Origin of the sequence: Parasedimentitalea marina (assembly GCF_004006175.1) — a bacterium.
GTDB classification, from domain to species: Bacteria; Pseudomonadota; Alphaproteobacteria; order Rhodobacterales; family Rhodobacteraceae; genus Parasedimentitalea; species Parasedimentitalea marina.
In genome coordinates, this window is the sequence record NZ_CP033219.1 from 1026459 (window position 1) to 1040432 (window position 13974).

The 13974-nt window shown below is 59.6% G+C and carries 12 protein-coding genes; 8 read left to right on the plus strand and 4 right to left on the minus strand.

All coding sequences use genetic code 11. The annotated features are described in order from the left end of the window. Window positions 1-294: 294 nt before the first annotated feature. Both egtD and EBB79_RS05005 read left to right on the plus strand, forming a co-directional pair. Window positions 295-1266 carry an L-histidine N(alpha)-methyltransferase gene (egtD, locus tag EBB79_RS05000; protein WP_127747876.1) on the plus strand — a complete coding sequence of 324 codons (972 nt, stop codon included), beginning with the start codon at window positions 295-297 and terminating at the stop codon, window positions 1264-1266. Between the two features lie 88 nt (window positions 1267-1354). After that, window positions 1355-2035, plus strand: coding sequence for a substrate-binding domain-containing protein (locus tag EBB79_RS05005; RefSeq protein ID WP_164860746.1), 681 nt, complete (start codon window positions 1355-1357; stop codon window positions 2033-2035). Between the two features lie 43 nt (window positions 2036-2078). Here EBB79_RS05005 and EBB79_RS05010 read toward each other — a convergent pair whose 3' ends face one another. Genes EBB79_RS05010 through EBB79_RS05020 form a run of 3 tightly spaced genes read right to left on the minus strand, consistent with a single transcriptional unit; the run spans window position 2079 to window position 5244 of the window. Beyond that, the gene (locus tag EBB79_RS05010) at window positions 2079-3212 is read right to left on the minus strand and encodes a Gfo/Idh/MocA family protein (RefSeq protein WP_127747878.1); all 1134 of its coding nucleotides are present in this window, start codon (window positions 3210-3212) and stop codon (window positions 2079-2081) included. Window positions 3213-3225: 13 nt separating this feature from the next. Next, entirely contained in the window at window positions 3226-4119 is an 894-nt protein-coding gene (locus EBB79_RS05015) for a TIM barrel protein (RefSeq protein WP_127747879.1), read from the minus strand. A gap of 21 nt (window positions 4120-4140) precedes the next feature. Continuing rightward, the gene (locus EBB79_RS05020) at window positions 4141-5244 is read right to left on the minus strand and encodes a Gfo/Idh/MocA family protein (protein ID WP_177627776.1); all 1104 of its coding nucleotides are present in this window, start codon (window positions 5242-5244) and stop codon (window positions 4141-4143) included. Window positions 5245-5363: 119 nt separating this feature from the next. Between EBB79_RS05020 and iolD the strand changes: the two genes are divergently transcribed. From iolD to EBB79_RS05040, 4 genes are read left to right on the plus strand one after another with little or no spacing between them, the layout of a single operon-like run. Then, the gene (gene iolD / locus EBB79_RS05025; protein ID WP_127747880.1) at window positions 5364-7235 is read left to right on the plus strand and encodes a 3D-(3,5/4)-trihydroxycyclohexane-1,2-dione acylhydrolase (decyclizing); all 1872 of its coding nucleotides are present in this window, start codon (window positions 5364-5366) and stop codon (window positions 7233-7235) included. Continuing rightward, entirely contained in the window at window positions 7235-8074 is an 840-nt protein-coding gene (locus EBB79_RS05030; protein WP_127747881.1) for a phytanoyl-CoA dioxygenase family protein, read from the plus strand. The genes iolD and EBB79_RS05030 overlap by 1 nt, the downstream gene beginning before the upstream one ends. Window positions 8075-8124: 50 nt before the next feature. Next, window positions 8125-9090 (plus strand): 5-dehydro-2-deoxygluconokinase, encoded by a 966-nt coding sequence (gene iolC / locus EBB79_RS05035; RefSeq protein ID WP_127750884.1) that lies wholly within the window; start codon window positions 8125-8127, stop codon window positions 9088-9090. A 3-nt stretch (window positions 9091-9093) separates the two neighbouring features. Further along, on the plus strand, window positions 9094-9936 hold the full coding sequence (locus EBB79_RS05040) for a 5-deoxy-glucuronate isomerase (RefSeq protein WP_127747882.1): 843 nt from the start codon (window positions 9094-9096) through the stop codon (window positions 9934-9936). A gap of 214 nt (window positions 9937-10150) precedes the next feature. Here EBB79_RS05040 and EBB79_RS05045 read toward each other — a convergent pair whose 3' ends face one another. Further along, window positions 10151-11203 (minus strand): LacI family DNA-binding transcriptional regulator, encoded by a 1053-nt coding sequence (locus EBB79_RS05045; protein ID WP_127747883.1) that lies wholly within the window; start codon window positions 11201-11203, stop codon window positions 10151-10153. A 170-nt stretch (window positions 11204-11373) separates the two neighbouring features. On the opposite strand from EBB79_RS05045, the gene EBB79_RS05050 reads away from it, so the two are divergent. Together EBB79_RS05050 and EBB79_RS05055 are read left to right on the plus strand one after the other, a co-directional pair. Further along, window positions 11374-12924 (plus strand): sugar ABC transporter ATP-binding protein, encoded by a 1551-nt coding sequence (locus tag EBB79_RS05050; protein ID WP_420850363.1) that lies wholly within the window; start codon window positions 11374-11376, stop codon window positions 12922-12924. Beyond that, window positions 12921-13940, plus strand: coding sequence for an ABC transporter permease (locus EBB79_RS05055; protein ID WP_127747884.1), 1020 nt, complete (start codon window positions 12921-12923; stop codon window positions 13938-13940). The genes EBB79_RS05050 and EBB79_RS05055 overlap by 4 nt, the downstream gene beginning before the upstream one ends. Window positions 13941-13974: the final 34 nt, after the last annotated feature.

Here is a 13974-nt window from a genome sequence, read left to right on the forward strand (position 1 = left end):
TTTGTCCATTCAGGTTCGGCAAACCCGGCAATTTAGAGCGTATCCGGAAGTCTGGCTGTCCGACGGCTGGACCAATTGCCAGCAAGAAGGCTGGGATGCGCCGCTATAAAGGAGGCGGCAAAATGATCAATGGTGGCGCTATTCTTTGCAGGGTCCGCAGGCCGTGGAGCTGGACGCGCCGGTTGTTCACGTTAGCTACTATGAGACTGGAGCCTTTGCCGTTGGTCGGGTCAGCGTTGGCAGTTGTTCGGGCTTCGACTTGCAGATGATCTCTAGTTCATAAGGATTTCCAATATGACCGTGACCCCTTCGCCTGCCGGTTTTGATGCGGGACGCCACTCGGATGTCGCTTTTGCGCGGTCCATTCTGGATGGGCTGACAGCGCCGCAGAAACGGATCAACAGCAAATGGCTGTATGACGCCTATGGATCGCAGCTGTTTGATACCATTACCGAACTAGCAGAGTATTATCCCACCCGGACAGAGCTTGGGATACTGCGTCAGAATGCGGTGCGATTGAAGGAATTCGTAACCCACGGCACGGCGCTGGTCGAGTTGGGCAGCGGTTCTAGTACCAAGACACGGGCCTTGCTGAATGTGCTGACCGGGCTGCAAAGCTATGTTCCGATCGACATTTCTGCGGACCATCTGCAACGGGCAGCCCAACATGTGGCGCTGGAATTCAGTGATCTGGATGTTATTCCCGTGGTGGCAGATTTTGCGGATGAGATTTCTCTTCCGACCGCGTTGATGCAGACCCCCAAGATCCTGTTCTTTCCCGGTTCAACGATTGGCAATTTTGAAATCGAGGGTGCTGCCCAATTGCTGGGTCGGATACGCAAGATGGCGAAGGTTTCGGCTTTGGTCATCGGCGTGGACTTGGTCAAGGACGTCGATACTTTGGTGCAGGCCTATAACGATTCAAAAGGGGTTACTGCCGCCTTCAACCTGAACCTCCTGACCCGGATCAACCGTGAGCTGGAGGCGGATTTCGATCTGGGCGGGTTCAAACATGAAGCGCGCTGGGTCGCTGATCACAGCCGTATTGAAATGCATCTGGTCAGTTTGGTTACGCAAGACGTTCATCTGCTCGGGCAGGTGATCCGTTTTACGGCCGGTGAAACCATTCACACCGAGAATTCTCATAAATACACACCCCAATTGTTAGAACGCACTGCGCATCAACAAGGCTGGGCAGTGCATCAGATCTGGACGGATGCCGACATGTTGTTCGGGGTTGTCGTGCTGACGCCGGACAAGGATTAACACAGGCGGCCAAATCGGGCACACCGAACTGGCTGGTGCCAGACGCAGAACCCTAATCCACGTCAATCAAATTGTCTTGGATGCCGTTTTGCAACTGGTTGCAAAAATTGAGTTGTTCTTTGATGCTACCTGTGCTGTCCCGGCCAGTTTTGCGGCATCGTTTGAGAATGCGAATATCCCGGTTGTGTTTGCGTTTGCGCGTTATAACGGCAGTGAGAACGCCAATCTGGTTGGGATCGACAATGAGGCTGCGGGGGCTTTTGCGGCCCGCACGCTGCTTGCGCGGGGCTACCGTCACATTGGGTTTCTGGGGGGGCCGGACAGTGCGGTCTCAACCCTGGACCGCCTGAAAGGTTTTGCCGCGGAAATGGCTGCGCATCCGGAGGTGAAGGTCTCGCACAGCTTTTCCAGCGAATATTCATTTGCGGCGGGGCGCGCTGCAATGCTGGAGCTGCTGGATGGCGGTGATCCGGCCGAGGTGTATTTTGGTGCGGATGATGTGATTTCCATTGGGGCGCTCAGCGCGATGGAAAGCAGGGGATTAAAAATCCCCGGGGATGTGGGCATTCTGGGCCTGAACGACATGGAAATGGCGGGCTGGGAGAACATCAACCTGACCACCATCAGGCAGCCCATTCGTCAGATCACCAGTGCCGCCGTTGACTTGATGGTGTCCCAGCTTGCGGCGCCAGATCGCTACCCCGAGGCGCGCCTGTTCCCCTGCACGCTGATCGAGCGGGGAACATTGCGGGCTCTGAATGGTGGTTGAGAAAGCCGTTTTGCGTCGGCTTTCTCAGCTTTGATCCTGCGCCTTAGCGGAAGATCTCTGGTCTGGCGTCCATCCAGGCGCCGTTTTGTTTTGCCGAGGCGACGGCGGTGTGGACGGCGGCCATGGAGCGTAATCCGTCTGCGGCGAGTGGCAAGCCGTCGCGGGTCTCGCCGCGAATGGCATCGGCCAGGTCGCAGTAGATATTGGCAATGGCCAGGGGAAAGCCTTCGGGGTGGGCGATGGCGACGCGGGACAGGCGTTGGGCGTCATCATGCAGCCCGGCTTCGCCTTTCTCGATGATCTGGGTGCGGCCACCCACCGGGGTGTAGATCAGCTGGTTGGGCTGTTCCGAGGTCCAGCGCAGCCCGCCGGTCTCGCCGAACACCTGGATGTCAAAGCCGTGCTGGCGGCCGATCGCCACTGACGAAGTCCAGAGGCGGCCAACGGTGCCGCTGCCCATGCGGAAGTTGATCATGGCGTCGTCTTCCAGCTGGCGGCTGGGGATGGTGGAGGCAAAGTCGGCCGAGAGGGTCTCGACCTCGTCACCGGTGATGAAGCTGGCCATGTGCAGGGCGTGGATGCCGCAATCGGCGAACTGGCCCGAGACCCCGGCCATGGCTGGATCATAGCGCCAGCGCACCCGGGGGTTATCCGCATCACTGGCGTCGCCGTGGTGGCCGTGGCTGAAGTTGGTAACCACCAGCCGCACTTTGCCGATCTCACCGGCCGCCACCATGGCGCGGGCCTGACGCACCATTGGGTAGGCGGAATAGCAGTAGTTCACGGCGCAGATCTTGCCACTGGCCGCGGCGATGCGGACGATGTCTGCGCCCTCTTCGACACTCATGGTCATCGGCTTCTCGCAGAGCACGTTGATCCCGGCCTCCAGAAAGGCCTTGGTGATCTCAAAGTGGGTCGCGTTGGGGGTGGCGACGGTGACCAGATCAATGCGGTCGTCGCGGTGCTTTTCCCCGTCCAGCATCTCTTGCCAGTTGCCATAGGCGCGGTCCGGCGCGACGCCGAGGCGTTGCGCATAGGCGCGGCCCTGTTCGGGGCGGTGGTCCAGGGCGGCTGCGGTGAGGTCAAACAGCCCGTCGGCCTGTGCGCCGAGGCGGTGTGCCGGGCCGATCTGGCTGCCTTCGCCGCCGCCAATGAGGCCCCATTTTAGTTTGGTCATATGTCGGGCTCCTTCAGGTAAAGCCAATGGATTCAAGGTATTCACGGTTCTTGCGGGCATCGCCGATGGGGTCCGGGTCCAGGGTTGGGTCACAGTCCTGTTCCACGGTGCACCAGCCCGCAAACCCGGCGTCCTGCAGGACCTGCCGCACCCTGGGGAAGTCGACATCGCCGTCGCCCAGATTGCAGAAAATCCCCTGGCCACAGGCGTCATAGAAGCCGGTGCGATTGGCAATGACATCTGCTTTGACGCGCGGGTCGATGTCCTTGAAATGCATGTAAGAGATCCGGTCCAGATGGCGCGTCATAAAGGCAACCGGGTCAAAGCCTGCATAGGAATGGTGGCCGGTGTCGAAGCAGATCTTCAGGATCGTCTCGTCGACCTCGTCCAGCAGGCGCTCCAGCTCGGGTTCAAAATCCATGAAGCCCGCCGCGTGGGCGTGGATACCTACGGTCAACCCATACTCTTCGGTGCCAATGCGCGCGGTCTCGGCGATGCGGTCGCGGTAGGCGGTCCACTCGGCCTTGTCCATCTGCTCGGCCTCCGAGGCGCGCCCGGCCGTGGGGGCGCGGCGGGGCGAGATTGAATCGATCAGCACCAGATGCTGGGCGCCGTGTGCTCGCAGCGCGCGGGCGGTGCGGTGGGTGGCATCCAGCACATCGTCCCAGGCGTCGGGGTCGTGAAAGGGGCGAAACACCACGCCACCGATCAGCTCCAGGTCATGACGGGCCAGGGCGTCGCCCAGCTGGACTGGGTCCTCGGGCATAAAGCCGACCGGGCCCAGTTCGATGCCTGTGTAGCCGGCCTTGGCGCAGTCGCTGAGCACCGTTTGCCAGCTGGGGTTTCTGGCGTCATCCGCAAATTCCACGCCCCAGGAGCAGGGGGCATTGCCAATTTTGAGTGTCATCTGTTCGTCCCTTTCAAAGGCTCAGAACGGGTTTATGTCTTGCCAGCTGCTGTCTCGGGCAGAGGCAGTGGCGGCTGCGATCACGCGATTGACCTCCAGCCCGTCGCGGAAGCTGGGCCAGATCGTTGTGTTGGTCTCAATCGCCGCCAGGAAATCCCGCGCTTCGATGATGATCTGATCCTGATATCCGGTGCCATGACCGGGGCCCTGACAAAACGGTTCATAATCGGGATGGGCCGGGCCGGTCAGGATCTTGGTGAACCCGCGCGTCGCCTCGGGGCCGTACGTTCGGTACAGCCAGACGGCGTTCTGATCTTCCTGATCAAAGCGCAGGGCGCCTTTGGTGCCGGTGATCTCATAAGCATAGCCCATTTTGCGGCCGGTCGCGATGCGGCTGAAATACATCTGCCCCATGGCGCCGCTCTCAAAGCGGCACATCATCTGGGCGTGGTCGTCATTGGTCACGGCGCCGCCGGGGCGGAGCTTATGCACGGTCTCGGTCTCGGCCATGACGCGGGTGATCGGGCCGATCAGCGCCAGCGCGCCGTTGATCATATGAGAGCCAAGATCACCCAGAGCGCCGCTGGACTGGCCATTGGTGCGCCAGCTGGCCGGGGTCTTGGGGTCGGCATAGAAATCCTCGGTGTGCTCACCGCGAAACATGGTGATCTCGCCCAGCTCGCCATCGGCGATCAGCTGGCGGGCAAACTGGCTGGCGGGGGTGCGGATGTAGTTGAAACCGACCATGTTGACACAGCCCGAGGCCTGGGCAGCGGCGGTCATGGCCTGGCTGTCCGCCAGTGAGGCGCCCAATGGCTTCTCGCAGAACACCGGTTTGCCCAGGGCAAAGGCGGCCTCGGCGACGGCGCGGTGGCTGGATTGGGGTGCGGCGATGATGAGGGCCTCGACCTTTGGGTCCTTGACCAGCACGCGCCAGTCGTCGGTGGCCCGCTGGAACCCATAGGCCTGGCGATACCGCTCGGCGCTGTTGGGCGAGGTGGCGCAGACCATTTCCAGTCTGGGCCGCAGCTTTGTGTTGAAGACCGCGCCCACGGCGGACATGGCCACCGCATGCGCCTTGCCCATATAGCCGCCGCCCAGGATGCCAATGCCAATCTCTGCCATGTTTTGGGTCCTCGTGAATTTAAGTTTGCAACCGGTTGCAAAATTAGTATCCTGAGAGTCGAATTCTAGCAAGCCGCATTCGGCAAGATGCGGGAAAATCCTACAAGGGCCGTGCTGACATGACGCCTTCACCAGAGACTATCCGCCTGACCACGGCGCAGGCCATTATTCGCTGGCTCAGCCAGCAGTATATCGAGATTGACGGGATGGAGATGCGCCTGTGCGGCGGTGGGTTTGGCATTTTTGGGCATGGCAATGTGACCTGCCTGGGCGAGGCGCTCTACGGGGCTCAGGATGCGCTGCCGCTGTACCGGGGCCAAAACGAGCAGAGCATGGGATTCGCCGCGGCGGGTTATGCCAAGCAATGGCTGCGCCAGCGGTTTATGTTCTGCACCGCCAGTGCTGGACCGGGGACCTCGAACCTGCTGACCTCGGCGGCGCTGGCGCATGCCAACCGGTTGCCGATGTTGCTGCTGTGTGGTGACAGCTTTGCGACCCGGCTGCCCGACCCGGTGCTGCAGCAGATGGAGAACTTTGGCGATCCGACATTTGGGGTGAATGACGCCTTCAAGCCGGTGGTGCGTTATTGGGACCGTATCAGCCATCCGGCGCAGGTGATCCAGTCGCTGCCTGCGGCGATTGCGACGCTGCTGGATCCGGCGGATTGTGGTCCGGCGTTCCTGGGGTTGCCGCAGGATGTGCAGGGCTGGACCTATGACTATCCGGTGGCGTTCTTTGACAAGACGCTGCATCGCATTCGCCGTATCAGCCCGGATGCAGATGAAATCGCTGATGCCGCGGCGCTGTTGAAGGTGGCACAGCGTCCGATGATCATCGCCGGGGGCGGGGTGCAATATTCCCGCGCTGTGGCCGAGTTGACCGATTTTGCCGCGGCGCATCAGATCCCGGTGGTGGAAACCATCGCGGGCCGGGCCAACCTGCTGGCGACCCATCCGCTGAACATTGGCCCACTTGGGGTCACCGGCTCTAACAGTGCCAATGAGATCGCCAGCCAGGCGGATGTGATTGTGGCCGTAGGCACCCGCTTGCAGGATTTTACCACCGGGTCCTGGACCGCCTTTGCCAAGGACGCCCGCATTATCGCGATCAATGCGGCGCGCCATGATGCGGGCAAGCATAGGGCGCTGCCGGTTGTGGGGGATGCGAACCTGTCGCTTGGCCAGTTGGGGGCAGCGATTGCGGGCTACAAAGCGCCCTCCAGCTGGCTGGCGCTGGCGCAAAAGCTGCGGGCGGCCTGGGATGTCTATGTGGCGGACAACGTGGCGCCCGGTGCGCGTCCGGCGTCTTATGCGCAGGCCATTGGCATTGTGAATGGCCTGTGTGATCCGGGCGACCGGGTGGTGGCTGCCGCTGGCGGCTTGCCGGCCGAGGTGACCGCCAACTGGCGCACGCTGGAGATTGGCACTGTCGATGTGGAGTTCGGCTTTTCCTGCATGGGCTACGAGATCGCCGGGGCCTGGGGGGCGCGGATTGCGCAGCTGCAACGCGAGCCAGAGTGCGACACCATCGTGTTCCTGGGCGATGGCTCTTACATGATGTTGAACTCGGACATCTATTCCTCGGTGCTGAGCCAGAAAAAGCTGATCATCCTGGTGCTGGACAACGGCGGCTTTGCGGTCATCAACAAATTGCAGAACAACACCGGCAACGAAAGTTTTAACAATCTGCTGGCCGATTGTCCGACTATCCCGGCGCCGTTTGCGGTGGATTTTGAGGCCCATGCCGCGGCCCAGGGCGCCATTGCGCAAACTGTGTCAAACCCATCTGAGCTGGGCGCGGCGTTCCTGCGCGCCAAGTCCAGCGACAAGACCCATGTCATTGTCATGAAGGTGGACCCCTATGAGGGCTGGACCACCGAAGGCCATACCTGGTGGGAGGTCGGCACCCCGCATATCAGCACCAGCGACCGCGTGCGCGCGGCCCATAGCGACTGGGAAGCCGGTCGTGACACCCAGCGAAAGGGCATATGATGAAACGATTTACCGCCGCAACAGCTGATCCCGATGTGATCATTGACGAACTTCTGAAGGGCGGCGGTGCGGTTGGCATTTCCGGGTTGTTCAGCCCCGACCAGATCGCCGAGGCGCGGGCCATCATTATGGCGCATTCCGAACAGGCTGCCGAAAAGGCCACCCACTTCCAGGGTGCCGCCGAAGAGGCTGGACAGCTGAACCTGCAGCGCCGGGTCTGGAACCTGCTGGCCAAGGGCGAGGTGTTCTCGCAGATGGCGGCGCATCCGGTGCTGATGAATATCCTGCGCCGCTTTCTGGGTACTGAGTTCATCATGGGTTCGATCGCTGCGAACCGGATTTTACCAGGTGGGCCGGGGCAAGAGCCGCATGTGGACTATCCCTATTGGGACTTTCATCAGCCCGAGACCCATCCGGTTGGCTTCAACGGCTCGTTTCCGATGAATGCGCAGGTCTCGGTGCTGTTGGATCCCTTTACCAAGGAAAGTGGCGCCACCGGCTATGTGCCGGGCAGCCAGCGCGCGTTGCGCTATCCCACGCTTCAGGACCAATTTTATGAGCGCTGCGAGCAGATGACTGGTGAACCGGGCGATGTGGCGCTGTTTTACGGGGTGACCTGGCATTGCGCGATGCCCAACAACGCCGATCATGACCGCAGTGCGGTGCTGATCCAATATCTGCCCAAATGGGTCAAGCCGATGGAAGACATGCCAGCCGCGCTGCCGCAGGATTTTCTGGATCAGGCCAGCCCTGAGATCCGCCAGCTATTGGGTCTGAACTATCCCTATCCAGAGGTGCTGGATGCGGCCAAGGCGGGCAATACGGAGGGACGCAAGTGATCCTGGACGGCATCAAAAAACGCAAGTTTCTGGTCATTGGCCGGGTTGGCATGGACCTGTGCCCTGATCCTGCGGGGACCAGCATCCGCGACGCCAGCACCATGACGGTCGGCATGGGCGGCAGCAGTGCCAATATTGCAGCAGGTCTGGTCAAACTGGGCTGTAAATCGGCCCTGGCGACCTGTGTCTCGGACGATGCGGTGGGCTGGTATTGCGAAGCGCAGCTGGACCATTACGGCGTTGACCGGACCTATGTGAAACGGGTCAGGGGCGAATACCGGACCTCATTGGCGCTGTATGAAACGCGGCTTGAGGACCACCAAAGCGTCATCTATCGCAACAATGCGGCGGACTTCCAGATGTCCACTGCCGATATCGAGGCGGTGGATTACAGCCAATACGGCGCCCTGATCACGGCGGGCACGGTGTTTGCCGCCGAGCCCTCGCGCGGGGCGGCATTCCGGGCCTTTGAGCTGGCCCGCGCCGCCGGGTTGCCGATCATTTTTGACGTCGACTATCGCCCCTATAGCTGGCCGTCCCCGCAGGTGGCCCAAGAGGTGCTATCAAAGGCGGGGGCTCTGTCTGATGTGATTGTCGGCAATGACGAAGAGTTTGGCTTCATGGCCGGTGGTATCCGTCTCGGGCTGGACAAAGCCCGCGCCCTCGCAGCGTCCAGCGCCGCGATTGTGGTTTATAAAATGGGTCCCGAAGGGGCCGTGAGTTTTGCCGCTGGCCAGGAGATCCGCACCGGCATCTATCCGGTGACTGCCCTGAAACCAACCGGGGCGGGCGACAGCTTTATGGCCGGGCTGCTGGCCGCACTGTCCGAGGGGCGCGAGATGCAGGCTGCGGTGCTGCGCGGCTCGGCCTGTGCGTCACTTGTTGTGGCGCGGCCCGGCTGCGCCGCCGCCATGCCGACCCTGACCGAGCTTGAGGATTTTCTGACCTCCCATCCTGGCCCAACATCTCTGGGCCCCACATCCCCTGGCGCCACCTCCCCCCTGCTAAAGGACTGACCGATGCACATCGCCCCCCATGACAATAAAAACAGGCCCATTGTGGACGTGGACAACCCGACCGTTCCGCTGAACTACTTCAACATCGTCAAGCTGACCAAAGGCCAGGCCTTTGAGTATCAGGTGCCGGGCTATGAGACCTGCGTGGCGCCCGCCACCGGCACGGTGGATGTGGATGTCGAAGGTGTCAGCTATGCCAATCTGGGCACCCGGACGATTGATGTCTGGGATGGCGAGCCCGAGGGCGTCTATGCGCCCGTGGGCGCCAAAGTGACCCTGGTCTGTGTCTCGGACAGGGCCGAGGTGTTTATTGCCGGGGCCCGTTATGACACCGTTCTGGACCCGTTTGAGGTGCGCGCCGAGGCCATCGATCTGGTGCAATATGGCAGCGATGACACCAAAACGCACCGCAAGATCAAACACATCCTGGGCCAAAAACAGCACGATAAGGTGGGGCGCCTGCTGGTCAGCGAGCTGTTCACGGTGGGGCAGGGCGGCTGGTCCGGCTTTCCCTCGCACAAGCACGACACCGATCGTTTGCCCCTCGAGACCCGCCACGACGAGACCTACAACTTCCGCTTTCGTCCCAACTATGGCTCGGGTCTGCAGATGCTGCAGCGCGAGGACAACACCCCGGGCGAGGCCTATCACATCATGGATGGCTCAACCATCATGCTCGACAGCGGCTACCACCCCTGCGCCGTCCTGCCCGGATACGAGATGTATTACTTCACAATCCTCGGCGGCCTCAGCCAACGCTCCCTGGTACAATACTTCCAACCAACACACGCAGAACAAATCAACACCATCCCAGGCATCAAAGACATGATCGCAAAGTTCAAATGACGCTGCATTGGAGGGCGCGGGGGGAGATTGACGTATTGTTGGATGAGATCGTCGGCCAACAATGGTGGGGATCAAAGTGTCGTGGCCGTGGCTTGGCTGCTGGCGCATCGTGCGAAACTCATGCCGGTTCTTGGTGCCACTAATCTGGATTGCCCCATAGTTTCGCCTGTACCTGGTTCCGCCTGTATCAGTCTGCGCTGGGATGAGACGTCGTCTAATGCCGGTTGGGGTGGTCGGATATGCGATGCGGCGCCGGTCCACAGCTTTCACGCACCACAAGATCACCATGTAGTAAAGTTTCGAGTGTTGTTGCGCCTTTACCTGTCAACTGGTCTAGCAATTGCTCCATGGCCAGCTCACCGATCTGCGTGCGTGGCTGACGGATTGTGGTCAGCGCCGGAGTGATGTTGTTGGCGAAAGGGATGTCGTCGAAACCGATCACCGAGAAATCCTCGGGTATGCGGTACCCGCGTAGTTTAAGCGCGCTGATCACCCCGATTGCGGTGTCGTCGTTGTAACAGAAAAAGGCAGTGGGAAGGGTGTCTTTGATGAACAGCCGCTCTACTGCGGCGCGGCCGCCCTCGCTGGAGCCATCACTATCAACCTGCCACATGGGCAGCGGAGTTGCCGCCTCGGCAAGGCCTTTGCAATAGCCATCCTGACGCAGATCTGACACCGCATTGCTGCTACCGCCTGCGATATACGCGATATTGCGATGGCCCAATGAAATCAGATACTCAGTTGCCATTTTGGAGGCCGCAACGTCATCGACACCAACATACGGCAGATCTGCGCGAGTGATGGGGCAACTGGCGGCGACCATCTGCGGAAGGGCGGAAGCCGGGCTGTTGGGTCTGCCTGCAACGGGCAGGTGACCGGTCAGCAGGATCAACCCATCCACCATCCCTGAAGCGAGAAACCGCATGTGGTTTTCTTCCAGCGAGATCGTGCCTTCGGTATTGCCAATCAAAACCCCATAGCCGCGGTCATTGGCCACCTTTTCCAACCCGATCAGGATGCCGGGGAAATTGGGATCGGCAATGGATTGTGTCAGGACCATCACCATTTGCGAGCGCTGCATGCGCAGGTTCTGGGCCATTGCATTGGCAATGTATCCGGTGCGCGCAATGGCGGCCGTGACTTTCTTGCGGGTGCTTTCAGCGACTTTCTCGGGCTTACGAATCGCCCGGCTGACCGTCGCGATAGAGACGCCCGCCAGTTTGGCAACGTCCTCGATAGTCGCTGGTCTTTCAGGGATTTCGGTCAAGTCTCATGGTCCTCAATACCGGTGCGCCCGCTGTTGTATTCGTCATTATTTTGCAAGCGGTTAAACGGATATATAGCGGCATTAGCAAAGCCTGAAAAGGTTTACATCGGATAATGTAAAGGTTTACATGAGCTATGAAAAGGTTTACATCCGAATTCGAAACTCGCCAAATGACATATCGGCGAGAGGGGGGGATGATGTTCGACGAGGCACGTGAAACTGCGCCAGTTCTAAAAGCGGATCATATTAGCAAGTCTTTTGGATCTGTGCCTGTGCTGTTCAGCGTCAGCATGGATATTCATCCGGGCGAAGTTCACGCGTTGATTGGCGAGAATGGCGCTGGAAAATCCACCTTAATGAAGATCCTGTCTGGGTTCCACGCGCCAACATCGGGGCGTATTCTGTTTGACAATCACGAGGTCGCGCTGCCGCCGGATGGCGAGGCCGAGAAACTGGGGATTGTGTTGATTCACCAGGAGTTGAATCTGGCCGAGCAGATGACGGTTGAGGAAAATATCTTTCTGGGCCGCGAACTGACTCATCGTGGAATGTTGCAGCGCGATAAGATGCGCCAGATGGTCTCGGGGTATCTGCAGGATATCGGCGTTGATATCTCACCTTCGGTTCGGATCTCGGATCTGTCCATCGCTGAAAAGCAGATGGTCGAAGTGGCCAAGGCGATCAGCCGCAACGCCCGTGTCCTGATCATGGATGAACCAACAGCAGTGCTGACCGAGGCAGAAACCGAGCTGTTTTTCCGTCAGGTTGAGCGGCTAAAATCCAAAGGTGTGGCGATTGTTTTTGTGTCGCATAAGCTGTCCGAAGTGAAGCAGATCGCCGACCGCGTCACCATCCTGCGCGATGGCCAGTGGATCGGCTCTCAAGTTGCCGAGGCGCTGACGCCGGATGCAATGGCGCAGATGATGGTTGGACGTGAGCTGTCGGATCTGTATCCACCGATGCACGAGGCCGACGTCGATGCGGTGCGTGTGCTTGAGGTTCGCGATCTCTGCGCAAGTGGCGTCCGGAATGTGTCGTTTGATCTTCGCAAAGGCGAAATCCTCGGGTTCTCGGGGCTCATCGGATCGGGGCGTACGGCGGTGTTTGAGGCGGTCTGTGGCCTGAAATCGATCAGTTCGGGGCAGGTTCTGGTGGACGGGGTCGAGACACGGTTTGACACTGTAGCAACGGCGCGCGATGCGGGACTGGCCTATCTGACCAAGGACCGCAAAGCCAAGGGTCTGCTGCTCGACAAACAGATGCAGCCAAATCTTACCTTGTTTGCGCTGCCCAAATTCATCCGCCGTTTTGGGCTAGATGCCGCCGCCGAGGAAAAAGCGCTGGAGCGCGCGATCCGTCGGTTCGACATTCGCACCCGTGACGCAAATATCAATGTTGGCGACATGTCCGGTGGCAACCAGCAAAAATTACTACTGGCCAAGGTGATGGAGAGCGAGCCGCGTATTGTGATCATTGATGAACCGACGCGTGGCATCGATGTGGGCACAAAGCAGCAGATCTATCATTTTATCGCCGCACTGGCCGCCGAGGGCGTGTCGGTGGTGATCATCTCGTCCGAAATGCCCGAAGTCATCGGCATCAGCCACCGTGTGGTGGTGATGCGCGAGGGGCAGGTGATGGGCGTTCTGACCGGTGATGACATTAATGAGAATGAAATCGTGCGCTATGCCGCAGGACTAAAGCGGGAGAGCAAGGGATGAGTGACGTGACAGCAACCACCACAACCAAGGACAAACGGATGCGGTTTGACATCAAAACCGCAGGCCCGGCCATTGCACTGCTTTTACTGTGCATTATCGGCTTTCTGCTGAACCCGGCCTTCCTAAGCGAAGGCAACTTGACCAATTTGCTGACCCGATCGGCCTTTATTGGCATCATTGCGGTTGGCGCCACCTTTGTGATCACCGCTGGCGGTATTGATCTGTCGGTGGGGTCCATGGCAGCAGCGATTGCTGGGGTGATGATCATCATCATGAACTCCGCTATGGAAACCCTGGGCCCTGGGCTCGCCACTGTACTGCTCGGCTGTGGTTGTTCCATTCTACTGGGTCTGGGGGCCGGCTGGATAAACGGTGTGCTGACCACCAAGGGCAAGATCGAGGCCTTTATTGTGACCCTGGGCACTATGGGGATCTACCGCTCGTTGGTCACATATTTTGCTGATGGCGGCACTCTGTCGCTCGATTTTGCTATCCGTGGCGTTTATCGGCCGGTCTATTACGGCAGTGTCTTTGGTCTGCCAGCGCCAGTCTGGGTGTTCATCGTGGTGTCGATCTGTGGCTGGCTGCTGATGAACCGCACTGCCTTTGGTCGCTATTGCACCGCAATTGGCTCTAACGAGAGCGTCGCCAAATACTCGGCCATCAAAGTCGACCGGATCAAGACGATGACCTATGTGATCCAGGGTCTTTGCGTGTCACTGGCCACGGTTATCTATGTGCCACGGCTCGGCTCGGCGTCGGCCTCGACCGGGGTGATGTGGGAACTAGAGGCGATTGCCGCCGTGATCATTGGCGGCACCGTGCTAAAGGGCGGCTATGGCCGGATTGGCGGCACCATTCTAGGTGCGCTGATCCTGACCACCATCGGCAATATCCTGAACTTTACCGATCTGATCTCAAATTACCTGAACGGGACAATGCAGGGTCTGATCATCATTATCGCGGTGTGGTTGCAGCGCGGTGACTGGGGCAAAGCAAAAGCCAACAAGAGCTAAGAGTATAATAAACAACGGGAAATTTTCCCAAATT

What these genes read in the sequence shown, in the direction of transcription:
- iolC (WP_127750884.1), top strand. Translation starts at nt 8,125, where the DNA reads ATGGACCTGTGCCCTGATCCTGCGGGGACCAGCATCCGCGACGCCAGC.
- EBB79_RS05010 (WP_127747878.1), bottom strand. Translation starts at nt 3,212, where the DNA reads ATGACCAAACTAAAATGGGGCCTCATTGGCGGCGGCGAAGGCAGCCAG.
- EBB79_RS05020 (WP_177627776.1), bottom strand. Translation starts at nt 5,244, where the DNA reads ATGGCAGAGATTGGCATTGGCATCCTGGGCGGCGGCTATATGGGCAAG.
- EBB79_RS05055 (WP_127747884.1), top strand. Translation starts at nt 12,921, where the DNA reads ATGAGTGACGTGACAGCAACCACCACAACCAAGGACAAACGGATGCGG.
- EBB79_RS05030 (WP_127747881.1), top strand. Translation starts at nt 7,235, where the DNA reads ATGAAACGATTTACCGCCGCAACAGCTGATCCCGATGTGATCATTGAC.
- EBB79_RS05050 (WP_420850363.1), top strand. Translation starts at nt 11,374, where the DNA reads ATGACATATCGGCGAGAGGGGGGGATGATGTTCGACGAGGCACGTGAA.
- EBB79_RS05015 (WP_127747879.1), bottom strand. Translation starts at nt 4,119, where the DNA reads ATGACACTCAAAATTGGCAATGCCCCCTGCTCCTGGGGCGTGGAATTT.
- egtD (WP_127747876.1), top strand. Translation starts at nt 295, where the DNA reads ATGACCGTGACCCCTTCGCCTGCCGGTTTTGATGCGGGACGCCACTCG.
- iolD (WP_127747880.1), top strand. Translation starts at nt 5,364, where the DNA reads ATGACGCCTTCACCAGAGACTATCCGCCTGACCACGGCGCAGGCCATT.
- EBB79_RS05040 (WP_127747882.1), top strand. Translation starts at nt 9,094, where the DNA reads ATGCACATCGCCCCCCATGACAATAAAAACAGGCCCATTGTGGACGTG.